The sequence below is a fragment of the Kocuria tytonicola genome, from assembly GCF_003687455.1.
Classification (GTDB): Bacteria; Actinomycetota; Actinomycetes; order Actinomycetales; family Micrococcaceae; genus Kocuria; species Kocuria tytonicola.
In genome coordinates this window covers 1-461 of sequence record NZ_PHOA01000222.1, presented here as the reverse complement: position 1 = coordinate 461, position 461 = coordinate 1, and the positions used below count along the sequence as shown (strand labels likewise).

General features: G+C 70.1%; 1 pseudogene. It reads left to right on the top strand.

Annotated elements, in window-relative coordinates:
- Nucleotides 1-27: 27 nt before the first annotated feature.
- Nucleotides 28-461, top strand: a pseudogene (locus CWC38_RS11930) (hypothetical protein); the annotation flags it as partial.

Sequence of the window (461 nt, the reverse complement as noted above, 5' to 3'; positions counted from 1 at the left end):
GCGGGGACCTGCACGGAGACGGTCCGCGTGCCGGTGACGCACCCGACGTACGGGGCCATGGAGATCGTGGCCTACGAACGGGTCACCCAGCCGGACACCGCACCCCAGGGCAAGCAGCCCAGCTACGCCGTGTACCAGGCCGGCAAGGCGGTGGGCTACGTGGCCTCCCCGCCCCAGAACCACGTGGTCTCGTTCGGCCCGGGTCCCGTGCTGGGCAACCAGACGTGGGAGGTGGCCGGCGAGCCGAGGGACAGGTACGGCAACGTCTACCTGTCCGACGGCAGCGGTGTCACCGTCATCACCCCCTCCGCCGAGGGCTACGACTCGCACGGCACCATGCCCAACGTCAACCTCGTGCCCGACTACCCGTTCCAGCGCGCCGGGCTGAAGATCGACGCCGCTGGCGAACCCATAGTGGTGGTGCGCCAGGTGGACGAGAAGGGCACGGAGACGGGCAAGAC